Below are 15798 nucleotides of genomic sequence, written 5' to 3' on the forward strand. Positions count from 1 at the left end.
GATAGAGCGAATGTCGCACCGATTTTTACACTTTTCGGATTTCCTGCATCCAAATCAAAAATTTGCTACGCCATCTGAGGAATGGACGTCAGTCTTTCGCTGGTATGCTTCCGCGAGATGTAAGGGAGAAATGCGCAGAATTCATCCCCTTTGATCCGGCGGCAATACAGGTGGCCAGTATCGTTCGCCCGACTACTCTTTTCGACCAGAAAATGAATGACCGTTTCGGCCAGTCAGCGGATGAAAGCTTTTTCCGAGGGGGCAAGGAATGTCTGAAGAATATGAATCGGCGGCTATGGCTAATGAAAATTGTAAGAGGTTCATAATAAACCACTCTTTCTCTCTATAGATTGCTCATCCCGCAACATTTTTCACAATAGGATTGTTGCTCATTAATATCCACTTTGCAGAGAGAAATTTATGCCTGCGGATTTGATAGATATCGTAAATAAAATAAGCCTGTTTGTGGAAGAGGTTTGAAGATCAACCGAGTCAGTGTTGTGTATTTATTATGCCTTCCGGCGACACTCCTGGCAGGAGATCATCGGTCGGGCGGCATCACATCTATGCTAAGGGTCTTAAGGGAACGCAGGTGTTTATTTTCTACGCGTGCCCGGAAAACGAAATCTTCGGTCAAATGTGGCGGCTTTGGGCGAAACCGGCTCCTCAAAGACAAAGGCCCCGCAGCCGTATCGGCTGGGGGCCTTTTCAGTTCGAACTCGTTCTGTAGGAAACGCTGTCAGAACCTAACGGAGATATGTGCGGTCAGCAAATGCTCGCGAGCATCTTTTCCAATCTGCCCCTGATACCCGAACGACGCTTGGGTATTGTCGCTTAGTGACAGCGATGCTCCTGCTTCTAGAAGCGCGGAGTTACGTGAGATTGGCGCGCCCTCGACCGTAAATGGTGTCCCGCCGGCAAAGCTCGCAGTGGTCAGTGGTGTCACGTCGCCGAAAGCATGACGCCAGCCGAGTCCGGCGGAAAGTTTGAGCGGTAGCCTGCCGAGTGCGAAACTCACCGATCCACGCGTGCCCAGAGACGAAAACAGCGTTGACATATTCTCTGACTGGCCGGCAAGCGCCGCAGGGCCTCCGACCTCCGTGAAGTCGTCAGTGTCGAGCCCAACCCAGGCAAGACCTGCGAAAGGCTCCACCTCGCCTGCTCCGAGATCGAAGGTCCAGCCCGCTTCGCCGAAGATCTGGGTCGTCCCGACATCGTAGTTTGCCGTAGGTGCGTCGAGGAGCGCACCGACTGCGACCATCCGGTCGCTTTCGATATCGTTCCAGCTATAGGAGGCGCCACCACGCAGCGAGAACAGGCCTGTGCCTGCAGTAAACGAGCTGACGCCATAGATGCCGAGATGATAGCTGTCAGCCGAGGCGCTCGATCCGCGCGCCGACAGTTTGAGATCCGTGCTCCCATAGCCGGCAAAGATGCCAAGACGTGTCGCTTCGGAGGCCGCCACATCGGCGCCGACGAGGAAACCGCCCGTATTACCCTTTACCGATGCAGTGTTGCCAGTGCTGTCCTTGCGGTTCCAGGAGCCGAAGCCTGTGCCCCAGAGTCTCCAGCGATCAGCGGCTTCGGAGGCGTTCGCAGCAGAATCCGGGTCTGCGATGCGGGTGACTGTGGTGCGCAGCGCGGCGGCGCCTTCCACGAGATTTGACTGCAGGCTGGCGTGAATCTCGCCGGAAAGGCTGTTGAAAGCTGCGCCAAGCGCCGATGCGTCATCGGGCAGAATGGCTGCCGCATCGAACACGGCATTACCGTGCCCCGCTGTCTCGGTGGCGGTGGCCATGGCGCGCTGGTTGATGGTGCTTACCTTGTCGGCAAAGCTGATATCGTTGCGCAAAAGCTTCAGGTCGACTGTGTAGTTTTCCCGGTCATAGACCAGCGAAGCGTCAAGGAATGCATAGTTGGACGTCACGTCGTCGAAGGAACCGGTCAGGCCCGTGCCGCCCTCTAGTATCCTGTAGGTCGCGGCCGGGTCATAGCTGCCGGTAAGACCGATATGCTTCACCGTACCGCCGTTGATAACGATATCTCCGGTGGCAATGGTCTTGTCGCTGGCCGTTCCCGCAGGATCAACCTCAACCTCGTATATCGAACCGGTGTTGAAGGTGGCGTCGCCCGCGACATTTAGTGTGCCGATAGAATTGCCCGGGCTGAGAATGCCACCGGAATTTACGATGATCTCACCGACCGTGCCGGTGCCGCCAAGCTGCGCGCCGTCGGCGAACGTCATTGCAACCGGCGTCGAGAAGCTGCCATCGACAACGAGTTTTGCGGTGTCGGCGATGCCTATGCTCCCAAAGGAGATGTCCGCGCCAGTTAACGTCAGCACGCCGGATGTCAGGTCGAGCGTATCGGCCTGCACGTCACCAGACAGCGTCCAGGCGCTTCCTTCCATAGTTAGCGAACCGAAACCCTTGAGATCCTCGTCCTCGCTACCCGTGCCCTTGAGTGTCAGCGTGTCTCTGCTGTCGGCCATGACCTGGCCGATAAGGTTCGAACCGGTACCAAGCGTCAGATCGTAGCTGATCGTGCTGCCCTTCGCGATGGCATATCCTTCAGCGGCTGTTGCTTCGATTGTGCCGGAGTTGACGATGGTGACCTGGCCATCCGACGCAAGAGTAGCATCATTTGTGACAAAAAGCCCGTTCCCCCCGCGGATGGTGCCAGCATTGGCGATTTCGCCTCTTGTAAGGCCGTAGAAAAGTGCCCCGTTCCCCTTGCCTTCAAGTGTGCCCGTCTCCGTATTGGTCAGGCTCGCCTCCTCAAGGTTGTAAAACAGGGCCCCATGAAATTTCGTCCCGGAGATCGAGCCGCTGTTGCTAAGAGTGGCCTTCGGGCTGGTCATCTCATACCAATTGCCGAGCCATACGCCGGTGTCCGCCGAGAGGTTCCCTGTCTCCGTGTTGGTGATGGTGCCAGACTTGGTAAAAAAGACAGCGCTGGTATCGAAGCCCACTGCATTGGTCGATGTTATCGAGCCTTCATTGTATAGAAAAGCGCCAGAAGAGCCGGCATCAATCGTGATCGAATCGGAGGAGATCGTCGCCCCTTCACGGTTGTATATGGTTGCAGCACCATTCAGATAAAGGGAGCTCAAATTGCCCGTGTTGTGAATGCTGCCGGAATTGTCGATGTAATTCGTGCCCGTCCCGGGATTTTGCACGGCGCCCTTGATCGTCGCTCCGGCATGGTTGGTGAGCGAAATACCGCCAGAAGTGACCAGAAGCCCGTAATCTTCCCCTTCGATACGCCCGGAATTGTCGATGGTAATACCCCCGGAGGAGAAGATGGCGGTGCCGGAATCGAGGGCCTCGATAACGCCTGTTTCCCCGACATTGAACGTGTCATCCGCATGGGATGCGATAGCACCGCTGCCATGCCCGTTCGAGCGGATCGCGCCATCGATTTGAAACGTCCAGGCCTCCGTGCCTGTCCCCACCGCGCTTTGCGAAGGGCCGCTCAGAACGATTGACCCGCTCTCGTCCAGCAACAGGGCGCCGCCGCCGGGATAAGAGGTATCCATCAGGATCGGATCCGTTACAGTGTCGTCGATCACAACATCATACGTGGCCGACTGAGCCAGAGCAGTACCACCCGATCCAGCCACGCTGAGCATGCCGAGAAAGGCCGTGCCCGCTGTCAGGTGACCACGCGCGAAATGCCGCCGCCTCGTCCAGGTCGAAAAAGTATCAATAAGCCGGAAATTCCGAAACATGCAGTTCCCCCCCTTCAAAACCCCTCTGTCTCCATTCAGGACATTTGGAGACACTCAGTGCGCTCCCTAACAGCGCAAATTCCGAGGAGAGTCCCCCTCAAATGTTTATTTAATTCGCAATAGAAAAATATTATTTCTCAAGCTGTCATCGGTCGGCGAAAGAGAAGCTGTCAATCGCGAGGATCGTTCAGGCAAAAGCCGATTTTACGGCGGGCACGGCTCTCGTGTCGCACTGCAATGGCAAGCGACATTGCGTCTTCCTGAGGGAGTGCTGTCTTTAAAACATACAGGTTTGCAAACCTTTTGAGGGTCTATAGCAAACGGTATGTAAGGGAGGTGGTGCCGGCTGCAGGAGTCGAACCCGCGGCCCCCTGATTACAAATCAGGTGCTCTACCAGCTGAGCTAAGCCGGCACTGACGCGCCCCATGCGATAAAGTGGCGCAAAGGTCCAGCCCCTGTTTGAAGGAGCTGGGGAAATTTTTATCATTTTACTCCGAACGTCCAGCCTTCGGAGCGCGCTATCGCAGGGGACATCGCCGTTGGGTGCCAAAGCTTCGGATCTTGCGCAGCAATACGCAGCCATGCTGCAGTGATCAGGGCGTCGGCCTGGTGATCGTCTATCGGGGAATCGCTCATCGATGTTTCGCTTTGGAGCCGTTGGAGAGCTGCATTTAGTTCGTGGCGTTTGCGCATTTTGGAACGGTTCGCTGTGCGGCCGGCCGCCATCGCTGCAATCGTGGTATAGATTTCGACCACAACCGATCCCCTTTCGGGCAGAGGATCGATTGGCCACACCGGCAATGTGTCTCCTAAGCGGTGCAGCAGACGCATTCCGGTGAGACTGGATTTGCCAACCTGTGCGGCACCGACAAGGTTGAAATTGCTATAAGGTTTGCATCCCTGAGCGCGTTGATATTTTTCGGTCAGACGGAAACGGCCTTGTCCCGTCAGCGCGTTGCCGATGCGAAAATGAACGCCTTCGCGACCGCCATGACGGCGGAAATAGCGGCTGGCTTGCGGGTGATCGACGAAACTGTTTGCACCGAGATATGGGTCTTTTGCGCAGATCTGGTCGACCAGTGCCCACAGACCGCGTGCTGTGGCAGGGCTTTGCTGCCAGCCGGGGAAGAAGGCGTCGCAATCGGCAAAGGGCAGCGATATGCCGAGATCGATTCCGACCAGCGTATCGGCAGGCATCTCTTCGCACAGCCAGCGGAGAACTTCCGGGCGGGACCAGCGATGGCCGGGACGGATCAGCACAGGCGCCCCGTGCCCTGTCGAGCACAGCGCCAGCGCGATGCCCTTATGCCGCTCTCCGGCTGCGCCTGACCAGTCTATGCCGGCGAAGTGGCGGAAGCTAATCGTGCCCACGTTCGGTGCGCAGGCGGTTCCAGTAAGCGATACGCTCTTTAACCTTTCGTTCGAAACCGCGTTCGACCGGTTCGTAAAAGCTTTGCGGAGTCATTTCTTCTGGCCAGTAATTATCGCCCGAGAAGCCGTCTTCGGCATCGTGATCATATGTATAGCCGGTACCATAACCGATTTCTTTCATCAGCTTGGTAGGGGCATTAAGGATGTTTTGCGGCGGCATAAGCGACCCGGTATCGCGGGCGCTCTGCCAGGCGGCTTTTTGGGCTTTGTAAGCCGCATTGGATTTGGGTGCTGTGGCGACATAGAGGCAAGCCTGGGCAATCGCCAGCTCGCCTTCAGGCGAACCGAGAAATTGATAAGCCTCCTTGGCGGCAAGGCATTGATGGAGCGCTTCCGGATCGGCGAGACCGATATCCTCCACCGCCATACGAACAAGGCGGCGCAACACGAAAAGCGGCTCCTCGCCCGCTACCAGCATGCGTGCAAGATAGTACAGCGCGGCTTGCGGATCTGAGCCGCGTACCGCTTTATGCAGCGCGGAAATAAGGTTGTAATGCCCTTCGCGATCCTTGTCACAAACCGCCATACGGCGCTGGAGAAAATCGCTAAGCCGGGCTGGGGAGAGTGGTTCGGGAATGTTGGCGGCATAAAGCGTTTCCGCCTGATTAAGCAGAAAGCGGCCATCGCCATCGGCCGACGCGATTAGTGCATCGCGTGCTTCGGCTGTCAGCGGCAGAGGGCGGTTTTCCAGTGCTTCGGCACGGTCCAGCAATTGCCCAAGCGCTCTGGCATCGAGCCGGTGCAGAATCAGCACCTGTGCGCGGCTCAGCAAAGCAGCATTGAGTTCGAAGCTTGGGTTTTCGGTTGTCGCGCCCACCAGCGTTACGGTGCCCTGTTCGACAAAGGGCAGAAAGCCGTCCTGCTGAGCACGGTTGAAGCGATGGATCTCATCCACAAACAGAAGAGTACGCTTACCGGCCGCTTTGAACTTTTCGGCTTCGGCAAAGGCTTTCTTGAGATCAGCCACGCCGGAAAAGACGGCACTGATCGCGGTGAAGCGCATTCCCACCGCTGCGGCAAGCAGGCGGGCGATACTGGTCTTGCCGGTGCCGGGCGGCCCCCACAGGATCATGGAGGACAGGCGGCCTGCTGCCACCATGCGTCCGATTGCGCCCTCCGCACCGGTCAGGTGGTCTTGTCCGATAATCTCGGGGAGCGCGACCGGGCGTAGCCGGTCGGCTAGCGGGGCATCGTCACGTGGACGCTCCGGCGCAGTATCGGGCACCGTCTGGTCTGCAAACAGGTCATCCATGATGAAGGAGAGATAGGGTGGGGATGCCCCTTTTGCCAAGGGTTGCCACCGGGCAGATCGTCATGAAGCGGCTTTCTCCCCGATTAGCCGGATATAGGTGTCGGCGACCGTTTGATTGATTCGGTCCCAGGAAAATTCGAGGCTGCGGGTTTCTCCGGCTGCACCATGCACCGCGCGCAGCCCCGGATCGTTGACATAGGTAGCGATGGCGCCGGCAAAGCCTTCGGTATCGCCCGGCGTTATCAGACGGCCTGTCGCATTGTCATGCACCAGACTGTCGCTTCCCGTGGCGCGGGCAGCGACGACAGGCACGCCGCAAGCCATGGCTTCCAGCGTAACATTGCCGAATGTTTCGGTGATCGAAGGGTTGAACAGCAGGTCCATACCCGCCACTGCGCGAGCGAGGTCGGCGCCTTGTTGATGGCCGAGGAAAATGCCTCCGCTGACATGGCTTTCGAACCATTCGTGCGCGGGGCCTTCGCCGATCACCAGCACGCGATGGGAAATGCCGCGCTCGCGCAGAATGCGCACTGTGTCGGCAAAAACGTCGAGACCTTTTTCCATCACCAGCCGGCCGAGAAAGCCGATAACGACTTCCTCATCCGCGATGCCGATCGAACGGCGCCATGCCAGATCGCGGCGCCGAGAATTGAAGATATCGCGATCCACTCCGCGCGACCAGATGCCGATATCTGCATTCATGTCCTGTTTGCGAAGCACATCCGCCATGCTGGGGGAGGGGGCAACAAGTCCGCTACATCGCTGATAAAACCGCCGAAGCATGGATTCGAGAACAGGTTCGAGCCAGGCCATATTATAATAGCGCGGGTAGGTTTCGAACCGCGTATGCACCGAAGCGAGCACCGGTAGTTTGCGCTTGCGTGCCCATGTCACCGCGCGATGGCCAGCCATATCGGGCGAGGAAACATGCACGACATTGGGTTTGAACTGCCGGAGGTCTTTGCGCACGCGCGGTGACAGCGCGAGTGGTGCACGATATTCGGAGCGTCCGGGGATGGGTATATTGGGCAGGCCCACCAGATCGCCGGCAGGCTCGAAAGCGGGATGTTCCACTTTCGGAGCATAAACGCGCACGGCAGCTTCTTGCCGCAGCAAATATTCTACAAGGCGGTTAAGAGCCTGATTTGCCCCGTCACGGACATAATTATAGTTGCCGCTGAAGAGCGCAATGCGAAGGTCGGCAGTATTCATCGGCACGCCTTTAGGAGAGCTGCGTGCAAATGGCGAGGGTTAAGCGCCAAGGATATCTTGGCCATGTGCAGATTATTGCATGCGCGTTCCATTCCGTAGGACCACAGATCGTCTTCGAGCGTTGCGGGATAAACGATCCAAGGAGATTTTTATGCAACGCTTTACCGGGAAAACCGTGATCGTCACCGGCTCGTCCAGCGGAATCGGTCAGGGAACCGCCCTGCGTTTTGCGGAGGAAGGCGCGAATGTCGTGCTCAATAGCCGCAACCGGAAAGATTGTGAAAAAGTAGCGCAGGATCTCGATGAGATGCACACGCTGATCGTAGAGGGCGATGTCTCGGAAAAAGGCTTCTCACAGGATATCGTCGCTAGGACAGTTGAGCGTTTCGGCGCGCTGGATGTGCTCTTTTCCAATGCCGGAATAGCTTCTTCAGGTCCCTTTGCGGAAGAAGATGACGAGACGATCGATGATATGCTCGCCATCAATGTGAAAGGCATGCTTTATATGTGCCGCGATGCCTTCCCTGAATTGAAGAAGACCGGCGGTTCCATCATCTGCACATCCAGTGTGTCGGGCCTGGGCGGCGATTACGGGCAGGCGCTTTATACAGCATCCAAGGGTGCGGTTACTCAGCTTGTCCGGTCGCTGGCACTGGAATGGGGGCGCGACGGTGTACGGGTGAACGCTGTCGATCCGAGTTTCACGAAGACCGATATGACCGAAGGTATGGATGCTAATGAAGAGCTGATGCAGGCTTTTATGGACCGGCTGGCGATCAAACGCCCGGCTGAACCACGAGATATTGCAGGGGCGGTTACGTTTCTCGCTTCGGAAGATGCTGGCTATATTACCGGCGTCAATCTGCCGGTCGATGGCGGCATCAGCGCTTCCAACGGACAGCCCGATTTCCGGCTCTATAAATAGGTTGAGAGGCAACCGCTTTATCGCTTGCCGATGATGTGCCGGAACAATCGGCAGGTGCTTTGAAGAATAGAGAAAAGGGCGCGCTTCATCAAAGCGCGCCCTTTTAATGTTTTGGCTGATCGACTTATGCGTCAGGAACGGTGGTCCGAGGCTTAATGCACCAGACTGTCATGATCGATATCGGGGGGCGTGCCCATGAAGCTGACGCCCATGGTCACGATCCACGATGCGATGAAGCCTGGAATGATTTCGTAAATGCCGGTGCTTTCGTTCAGACCCGTGGCGATCCACAGGATGACGACAGCTGCACCGGTAATGAGGCCGGACAGGGCACCTGCCCCGGTCATGCGTCGCCAGGTAAGCGACAGGATCATGAGTGGCCCGAAAGCAGCGCCGAAGCCGGCCCATGCGTTCGAAACCAGGCTCAGCACTTCGCTGTTCGGATCGCGTGCCATATAGATGGCGGCGAGCGATACCAGCAATACGCAGACCCGCCCGACATTCACCATTTCAGTTTCGCTGGCATGTTTGCGCAGGAAGAGCCGGTAGAAATCTTCGGTTAGCGAACTGGAAGAAACCAATAGCTGCGAACTGATTGTGCTCATGATGGCGGCGAGCAGAGCGGCGAGAAGGAAGCCGGTAATCAGCGGATGAAACAGATAATGGGCCAGCTGAATGAAGATCGTTTCGGGATCGTCCATCGGCAGATTGTTCATTTCCATATAGGCGCGGCCGGCAATGCCGACACCCAGCGCACCTATCAACGACACGAACATCCAGCTCATGCCGATATTGCGGGCCGTCTTGGTGGCTTTCACGTCGCGTACAGCCATGAAGCGAACGATAATATGTGGCTGGCCGAAATAGCCGAGACCCCAGGCCATGGCGGATATGAAACCGATAAAGCCCAGCCCGCTGAACAGGCTGAGGAAGTTGGGGTCGATGGCATGCAGCGTCTGGGCGACCGTGGCCGGGCTGCCTTCATCGAACAGTACCACGGCCGGCATCAGCACCAGCGCGACGACCATGATGCAGCCCTGCACGAAGTCGGTCAGGCTGACGGCGAGGAAGCCGCCCACCATAGTATAGGCGAGCACTACTCCGGCGGTCATCCAGATGCCGGTCATGTAGTCACTCATCCCCGTATCGCCGAATAATCCGGCAAAGCTGGTGACGAACAGCTTGCCGCCGCCGACCAGCCCTGCCGCTGTGTAGACGGTGAAGAACACCACTACGATCACGGCAGATACGACACGCAGCGCGATCGCCTTGTCGGGGAAACGGTTGGCGAGGAACTGGGGGATAGTCAGGGCATTATCCAGCGTTTCCGTCTGATGACGGAGGCGGGGGGCCACAATGATCCAGTTGGCCAGAGCGCCGAGGAAAAGGCCTATTCCGATCCATGCTTCGACAAGTCCTGAGGCGTAGAGCGCGCCGGGAAGACCCAGCAGCAGCCAGCCCGACATGTCCGATGCGCCAGCGGACAGAGCTGCTACAGCAGGAGGAAGATCGCGGCCGCCCAGCAAATAACCTTCGCTGGAATCGGTGGACTTCTTCCACGCATAGAGCCCGATGCCGATCATCAGGATGAAATAGAGTGCGAGTGAGATGAGAGTGCCTGTCTGCATGGCGCGCAAGCATAGGGAGAAAGCTTCCCTTGTCACCCTCGGAACCGATCTGTATACGGTTTTTGGTCGGCGAAGTCTCAGCCAGCGTAACTAGGCCCGTGTCCGGCGGGAACCTTTCCCTCCGTATTTCGCACAGTCAAAGCCGCAAAGGTGGATAAGGCAAGGCATATTCCAGGCCATCGACCCGGTTTCTTGCACGCGAGATATCGCAGCGGGCACACATGTCGGCCCGAGGAATGACAAGAGAAAGCACTTCCGGCTATCGCTTCGCTTAGAAAAAGCGGAGAACTCTGTGATTACCCAAAACACCTTACGGGTTGCCCGGCCGACCGATGATATCGCGGCGCTGCTGCCCTTTTATCGTGACGGGCTCGGTCTGGAAGTGATTGGCAGTTTCACCGGGCATGATGGCATTGATGGCGTGATGCTGGGGAGTGCCGGTGCACCCTTTCATTTCGAATTCACCCGGACGGAAGGGCATCCGGCAGGGCGCGCACCTACGCAGGATAATCTGTTGATTTTCTACCTTCCCGATCCCGCTGAGTGGCGTGTCGCCACTCAGCGCATGGAAGCCGCGGGTTTCGATCCGGTGCCATCCTTCAACCCGTATTGGGACCGCTCGGGCCGGACCTATGAGGATCCGCATGGCTATCGGGTGGTGTTACAGCAGGCCGAATGGCCCGTCTGAAACGATAAAGCGAATAGCTGTCTCGTGCTCTCAATTGCCTGCTGCCGGGCCATGCCATTGGCATAGCCCGGCAGCAGAGCAGGATCTTAATTGCCGCCTTTGCGCCGGGCCTTCTTGCGTTCGTTGGGATCGAGAATGGCTTTGCGCAGACGGATGCTTTCCGGCGTCACTTCGACCATTTCGTCGTCATCGATATAGGCAATGGCCTGTTCCAGCGTCATGACCCGCGGCGGAGTGAGACGCACAGCATCGTCTTTGCCGGTGGAGCGGAAGTTGGTGAGCTGCTTGCTCTTCATCGGATTGACTTCGAGATCGTCCGGCTTGGCGTTTTCGCCGATGATCATGCCTTCATAGATCTTTTCCTGCTGCTTGATGAACAGGACACCGCGATCTTCCAGCGAGCTGAGAGCATAGCCGACCGATTCGCCTGTGCAGTTGGAGATCAGCACACCGTTGGCGCGGCCTTCGATGGGGCCTTTATGCACGTCGTATTTTTCATAGACGCGGTTCATAATGCCGGTTCCACGCGTATCGGACAGGAATTCGCCGTGATAGCCGATCAGGCCGCGGCTGGGGGCGGAGAAGGTGATGCGGGTCTTGCCGAGGCCCGAGGGGCGCATTTCGGTCATTTCCGCTTTGCGGCGCTGCATCTTCTCGACAACCGTGCCCGAATATTCGTCATCGACATCGATCACGACAGTTTCATACGGTTCGAGGCGCTGGCCGTTCTCTTCGCGGAACAACACGCGCGGGCGGCTGATACCCAGTTCGAAGCCTTCGCGGCGCATCGTTTCGATCAGCACACCGAGCTGCAATTCGCCGCGTCCGGCCACTTCGAAAGAATCCTTGTCGGCGCTTTCGGTGATGCGGATGGCGACATTGCTTTCGGCTTCGAGCATCAGGCGGTCGCGGATCAGGCGGCTCGTCACCTTGCTGCCTTCGCGGCCGGCCAGAGGGCTGTCATTAACCGAGAAGCGCATGGCCAGCGTCGGCGGATCGATCGGCTGTGCGGCAATCGGTTCCTTGACCTGCGGATCGGCGATCGTGTCCGACACGGTAGCCTTTTCGAGACCGGCCAGAGCGATAATGTCGCCTGCCTTCGCGCTTTCCACCGGTACCCGGTCGAGCCCGCGGAAAGCGAGCAGCTTGGTCGCACGACCGGTTTCCACCACCTTGCCATCGGCATTCAGCGCGTGGATCGGATCGTTCATGTTGATCGTGCCCGACTGTACACGGCCGGTCAGAACGCGGCCCATGAAGTTGTCGCGGTCGAGCAGTGTGGCAAGGAAACTGAAGGGACCGCTTTGATCGAGACCCGGTGCCTGAACATGGTTGACGATGGTTTCGAATAGCGGCGTCAGATCGCCTTCACGCGCATTTTCGTCTTCGCTGGCATAGCCGTTGCGGCCCGACGCGTAGAGCGTGGGAAATTCGAGCTGTTCGTCATTGGCATCGAGACTGACGAAAAGATCAAACACTTCGTCGAGCACTTCCTGCGGGCGACCGTCGGGGCGGTCGATCTTGTTGACCACCACAATTGGCTTCAGGCCGAGGCCGAGTGCCTTGCCGGTAACGAATTTGGTCTGCGGCATCGCGCCTTCGGCGCTGTCCACCAGCAGAATGACACCGTCCACCATAGACAGGATACGTTCCACCTCGGCGCCGAAATCGGCGTGTCCGGGTGTATCGACGATATTGATGCGGATGTCGTTCCATACGATTGAGGTCGGCTTGGCGAGAATGGTGATCCCGCGTTCCTTTTCCAGATCGTTGGAGTCCATGGCGCGTTCATCCACGCGCTGATTCTCGCGGAATGTGCCGGACTGGCGGAAGAGCTGATCGACCAGGGTCGTCTTGCCATGGTCGACATGGGCGATAATCGCGATATTGCGCTGGTTCGCGGACATGGGTGCAAAGCTTTCAATTTTGGGAGGCGGGCGATCACCTAAACAGCGTTTTACACCCGCGAAACGGCGCGCCCCTACAATATGTCGCGGCATTCGGCAACAGCGCGTATGGTTTGCAATTCCTAATAAGTGTTAACCTTCGCTCGCTAATCACGATTGGCAAGCGGCTGTCAGGCGCATATGAAGCGGCGCTCATTTGGATTGCGGATTATTTGTCTCCCTATGGCACAGATATCTGAGCACTTTTGGGATAATTGAGAGGGGTTTTTATGCAGCGCAGGTCCTTGGGGCGTAAGACGGTTTTTTCGTCTTTCCTGCTGGGTACAAGTGCTCTTTCCATGCTTGCTATGCCGGAAACGGTACAGGCGCAGGATGACAGCGAGTTCGAATTTGAAATGGCCGAGCCGGCAAAGCCGGGTGAAGGCGCAGATGACGGGGTCCCGGGCAATACGATCATCGTAACCGCTACGAAACGGCAACAGACTTTGCAGGATGTACCGGTTGCCGTGACGGTGACCACAGCCGATACGCTCGAGCGTGCCCAGATCCGCGATTTGCGCGATCTGCAAAGCGTGGTGCCTTCACTGCGGGTCAAGCAGCTAAGCAGTTCGGCAAATGTCAATTTTCTCATTCGCGGTTTCGGCAATGGCGCGAACAATCCGGGTATCGAGCCTTCGGTCGGGGTGTTCGTCGATAATGTTTATCGGTCGCGCACCGCAGCGCAGATCACCGATTTGCCCGACGTTCAGCGGATCGAAGTTTTGCGCGGCCCGCAATCGACGCTGTTCGGCAAGAATGCCTCTGCCGGTGTGGTGTCCATTGTCACGAAGAAACCGCAATTCGATCTCACCGGATCGGCGGAACTGACCTATGGCAATTACGATCAGCGTATCGCCAAGGGCTATGTAACAGGTCCGGTTACAGATAGTCTGGCGGTCAGCCTGGCCGGAGGTATCAATAAGCGCGACGGTTTCTATCGCGATCTCGGCACCGATACACGCAGTAATGACCGGGACCGCTGGTTTGCCCGTGGGCAGGCGCTGTTCGATCCGGGCACGGGCCTGTCGGTCCGGCTGATTGCCGATTACGACAAGATCGACGAAACCTGCTGCGCAGTGTTCAGTCTGCGTGAGGGGCAGGCTGCACAGGCCATTCAGGCGCTGGGCGGCCGGACTAACGATATCGATGATCCGTTCCGTGACGATGTTATTTATAATAACTATATCTCGACCAACGATATCGAAAATTACGGTGTTTCGGCGCAGGTCGATTATCAGCTCGGTCCGCTCACGCTGAGTTCGATCAGCGCTTACCGTCATACCGATTCAGTGACGGCGCAGGATTCGGACTTTACCAGCGCCGATCTGATCTATCCCAATGCGGGCAATCTGGATCTCGATACTTTCACGCAGGAATTTCGGGCATCGGCCAGTTTTGCCGATATTTTCAGCCTCCTGCTGGGCGGTTTCTATATTCATGAGAAGGTCGACCAGCATAACGATCTGCGATTCGGCTCGCAGTTCCGCGATTACGCCGATCTGATGATCGGCAGTGCATCGGGCGGTCTGTTGAGCACACCGTCGCTGGAAACGGCTTTCGGGCAGGCCGACGGCACCAGTTATGCCGGGCAATTTTTCACCGAAGGCGAAGGTTTTGACGAAAACTATGCGCTGAAGAGCGATGCTTTCTCGATTTTCGGACAGGTCGATGTGCAGGTGGCCAGTGGTCTTACGCTGACGCTGGGCGGAAACTATACCAATGACAGCAAGCGTTTTTCGACCGATACGGTATCGAGCGATGTCTTCTCCGCCATCGATCTCGATGCGCCGCAATATGCCGCTTTCCGTCAGCAATTGCTGCTGGGCGGTGCCTTGCAGCAGGCCGGCATTAACCCTGCCGATCCGGCAGCGGTGGCCGCTTTCGCCGGCGATCCGGCAACCGCCGATACGTTTCAGGCCATGCAGGCTTATGCGGCAGGCAATGCCAATAATCCCGCGGCCAACCCGCTCGCTGCGCTGACTCCGCTCCAGCTCTTGCCGCCTTTCCTCAACATTCCCAATGCGGTGGAAGACGGCAAGACCGACGATGACAAATTCACCTATACTGTGCGTCTGGCCTATGATGTCGATCCGGCGCTCAATCTCTATGTGAGTTATGCAACCGGATTCAAGGCAAGTTCGATCAACCTGTCGCGGGATAGTCGGCCTTCGCCATCGAGCCGTGCGGCGCTGGCCGATGCCGGGCTGACACTGAACAATCTGACCTATGGCAGCCGCTATGCAGGGCCGGAAAATTCGCGCGTGATCGAAGGCGGGGCCAAGGCCGATCTCGGCTGGGCCTCGGGCAATCTGGCAGTCTTCCATCAGCAGATCAAAGGGTTCCAGTCCAACATTTTCACCGGTACGGGCTTTGCGCTGCTCAATGCGGGCAAGCAGAGCACATTCGGGGTGGAATTCGAAGGGCAGGTGACGCCGCTCGACCGGCTGACGCTCAATATGGGCGTGACCTATCTCGATCCAACCTATGACAGCTTCCGGGATTCGGCCGTGGGTGATCTCAGCGGAGAACGGCCTGCCGGTATTCCCACATGGTCGATCATGCTGGGCGCGCAATATAGTCAACCGATCGGCAATGGTGTTATCACACCGCGCGTGTCTTATCTCTACCAGTCCGATACGCGGCTGGAAGACGGCTTTCCCAATTTCGTCGAGCGCGATGCGCAGGGCGATATCGTCGATAGCAGCGTGGCCCGGGCACTGGCTGCCGAGTATACCCGTGAGGTCAATGATCTGACGGCTTCGCTGGCTTATGAAATGGATGCGGGCATTACTTTGTCCGTATGGGGACGGAACCTGCTGGATGACCGCAATTACAGTACGGTTTTCGATACGCCGGCCCAGCCGGGCGGCATTTCCGGCTATCCCACCGATCCCAGAACATATGGTGCATCGGTTCGTTTCAGCTGGTGATGAATTTGTTACCCATCTTTACTTTTTCCTGAAACATTGCCGATTTGGAACGGGA

Annotated in this window: 9 protein-coding genes and 1 tRNA gene; 3 read left to right on the forward strand and 7 right to left on the reverse strand. The window is 57.4% G+C overall.

Features of this window, described 5'->3' with window-relative positions:
• Positions 1-739 precede the first annotated feature (739 nt).
• From D6851_RS00065 to D6851_RS00085, 5 genes are all read right to left on the reverse strand, one after another.
• Positions 740-3730 carry an autotransporter outer membrane beta-barrel domain-containing protein gene (locus tag D6851_RS00065; protein ID WP_120322863.1) on the reverse strand — a complete coding sequence of 997 codons (2991 nt, stop codon included), beginning with the start codon at positions 3728-3730 and terminating at the stop codon, positions 740-742.
• A gap of 337 nt (positions 3731-4067) precedes the next feature.
• Positions 4068-4143 (reverse strand) — tRNA-Thr (locus tag D6851_RS00070).
• A 71-nt stretch (positions 4144-4214) separates the two neighbouring features.
• Positions 4215-5102: a hypothetical protein gene (locus D6851_RS00075; protein ID WP_120322864.1), complete on the reverse strand. Its 888-nt coding sequence runs from the start codon at positions 5100-5102 to the stop codon at positions 4215-4217.
• Positions 5089-6414, reverse strand: coding sequence for a replication-associated recombination protein A (locus D6851_RS00080; RefSeq protein WP_120322865.1), 1326 nt, complete (start codon positions 6412-6414; stop codon positions 5089-5091). Before D6851_RS00080 ends, D6851_RS00075 begins: the two co-directional genes overlap by 14 nt.
• 60 nt (positions 6415-6474) lie before the next feature.
• The gene (locus D6851_RS00085) at positions 6475-7626 is read right to left on the reverse strand and encodes a glycosyltransferase family 4 protein (RefSeq protein ID WP_120322866.1); all 1152 of its coding nucleotides are present in this window, start codon (positions 7624-7626) and stop codon (positions 6475-6477) included.
• A 151-nt stretch (positions 7627-7777) separates the two neighbouring features.
• On the opposite strand from D6851_RS00085, the gene budC reads away from it, so the two are divergent.
• A complete protein-coding gene (budC, locus tag D6851_RS00090; RefSeq protein WP_120322867.1) occupies positions 7778-8551 on the forward strand; it encodes a meso-2,3-butanediol dehydrogenase in 774 nt (257 codons plus the stop codon).
• Positions 8552-8703: 152 nt separating this feature from the next.
• On the opposite strand, the gene putP is transcribed toward budC, so the two are convergent.
• Positions 8704-10179 carry a sodium/proline symporter PutP gene (gene putP, locus D6851_RS00095; RefSeq protein ID WP_120322868.1) on the reverse strand — a complete coding sequence of 492 codons (1476 nt, stop codon included), beginning with the start codon at positions 10177-10179 and terminating at the stop codon, positions 8704-8706.
• A gap of 292 nt (positions 10180-10471) precedes the next feature.
• Here putP and D6851_RS00100 point away from each other — a divergent pair, with 292 nt between their 5' ends.
• Positions 10472-10867: a VOC family protein gene (locus D6851_RS00100; RefSeq protein ID WP_120322869.1), complete on the forward strand. Its 396-nt coding sequence runs from the start codon at positions 10472-10474 to the stop codon at positions 10865-10867.
• An 86-nt stretch (positions 10868-10953) separates the two neighbouring features.
• On the opposite strand, the gene typA is transcribed toward D6851_RS00100, so the two are convergent.
• Positions 10954-12774, reverse strand: a complete 1821-nt coding sequence (gene typA / locus D6851_RS00105; protein WP_120323443.1) for a translational GTPase TypA — start codon at positions 12772-12774, stop codon at positions 10954-10956.
• 269 nt (positions 12775-13043) lie between these two features.
• Here typA and D6851_RS00110 point away from each other — a divergent pair, with 269 nt between their 5' ends.
• A complete protein-coding gene (locus tag D6851_RS00110; protein WP_120322870.1) occupies positions 13044-15743 on the forward strand; it encodes a TonB-dependent receptor in 2700 nt (899 codons plus the stop codon).
• Positions 15744-15798: the final 55 nt, after the last annotated feature.

The organism is Altericroceibacterium spongiae, from assembly GCF_003610805.1.
Lineage (GTDB): Bacteria > Pseudomonadota > Alphaproteobacteria > Sphingomonadales > Sphingomonadaceae > Altericroceibacterium > Altericroceibacterium spongiae.

What these genes read in the sequence shown, in the direction of transcription:
- D6851_RS00065 (WP_120322863.1), bottom strand. Translation starts at nt 3,730, where the DNA reads ATGTTTCGGAATTTCCGGCTTATTGATACTTTTTCGACCTGGACGAGG.
- D6851_RS00080 (WP_120322865.1), bottom strand. Translation starts at nt 6,414, where the DNA reads ATGGATGACCTGTTTGCAGACCAGACGGTGCCCGATACTGCGCCGGAG.
- D6851_RS00085 (WP_120322866.1), bottom strand. Translation starts at nt 7,626, where the DNA reads ATGAATACTGCCGACCTTCGCATTGCGCTCTTCAGCGGCAACTATAAT.
- budC (WP_120322867.1), top strand. Translation starts at nt 7,778, where the DNA reads ATGCAACGCTTTACCGGGAAAACCGTGATCGTCACCGGCTCGTCCAGC.
- putP (WP_120322868.1), bottom strand. Translation starts at nt 10,179, where the DNA reads ATGCAGACAGGCACTCTCATCTCACTCGCACTCTATTTCATCCTGATG.
- typA (WP_120323443.1), bottom strand. Translation starts at nt 12,774, where the DNA reads ATGTCCGCGAACCAGCGCAATATCGCGATTATCGCCCATGTCGACCAT.
- D6851_RS00110 (WP_120322870.1), top strand. Translation starts at nt 13,044, where the DNA reads ATGCAGCGCAGGTCCTTGGGGCGTAAGACGGTTTTTTCGTCTTTCCTG.